Origin of the sequence: Bradyrhizobium sp. WSM1743, assembly GCF_000473065.1 — a bacterium.
In the GTDB taxonomy this organism is placed as follows: Bacteria; Pseudomonadota; Alphaproteobacteria; order Rhizobiales; family Xanthobacteraceae; genus Bradyrhizobium.
The window spans coordinates 1-1,208 of sequence record NZ_AXAZ01000163.1; the positions used below are offsets into that span (position 1 = coordinate 1).

The following is a 1,208-nucleotide window of genomic DNA, read 5'->3' on the forward strand; positions in this document are numbered from 1 at the left end:
CTAGTGTCCTGAACCAGAAGTTCGCAACCTCGCGTCGCGTTCTGCCGGGGCATTGTACCGGCAGAAGCGTTCGATGGAAGCCAGGATGTCATCGGCGGATTTGGTCCATCGGAACGGTTTGGGGTCGGCGTTGTGTCGTTCGATGAACGAGGCGATGTCGGCCCTGAGGGCGGCGACGCTGCGATAGACGCCGGGCCTGATCTTCTTATCGGTGAGGAGCGCAAAGAAGCGCTCGACTTGGTTGAGCCATGACGAACTGGTCGGGGTCAGGTGCACGTGCCAACGCGGCCTTTTGGCCAACCATCTCCGGATCGTTGGGGTCTTGTGCGTGACGTAATTGTCCGTGACGAGATCGACGTCGAGCTCGCGCGGTACGGCAGCCTCGATCTCGTCCAGGAACTTGCGGAACTCGGCGGTGCGGTGGCGCCTGTAGCATTTGCCGATGTCCCGTCCGGTCACAATATCGAGGGCGGCGAACAGCGAGGTGGTGCCATGCCTTTTGTAGTCATGGCTCCTTCGGGCCGCTTGGCCGGGACGCATCGGCTGGCTGCGGTCCAGGGCCTGGATTTGGGACTTCTCATCCACACACAGAACGATGGCGTGCTCCGGCGGTGAGACGTAGAGGCCAACGACATCGCGCACCTTGGCCACGAAGTTCGGATCGGTCGAGAGTTTGAAAGTCTCCATCCGGTGCGGCTGGAGCCCGAAGGCCCCGCCAGATGCGTTGCACCGTCGACACCGATAGGCCGCTGGCCTTCGCCATGTTGCGGGAACTCCAATGGGTGGCGTTCTCGGGGCAACTCTCCAACGTTCTCACGATCACGGCTTCGATGCGGGCATCGTCAATCGTGCGCGGCGCGCCGGAGCGCGGGTCGTCGTGCAGCCCGGCGAGGCGCCGCTCCACAAACCTTCGCCGCCACTTGCCTACGGTCTGCCGGTCCAGCCCCAGCTTGGCCGCCACTTCCGTGTTCTGCCCGCCCTCCGCACAGGTCAGTACGATCCGGGCCCTCAGAGCCAGTGCCTGCGCCGTCTTCCGCCGCATCGTCAGCGACGTCAGCTCGGCACGCTCATCATCGCTCAATGTCAGGGGAGCAAGTTGCTGGACCGCCATTGGAGACTCCGTCGCTGTTTGCCTCCATCCTTGGCACAGCGACGCGAATCTACTGCGAATCTATGATTGCGAACTTGTGCCTCAGGACACTAGGAGC

General features: G+C 62.9%; 1 pseudogene. It reads right to left on the reverse strand.

Features of this window, described 5'->3' with window-relative positions:
- Positions 1–1,111: pseudogene (locus YU9_RS44100) on the reverse strand (IS630 family transposase).
- Positions 1,112–1,208: the final 97 nt, after the last annotated feature.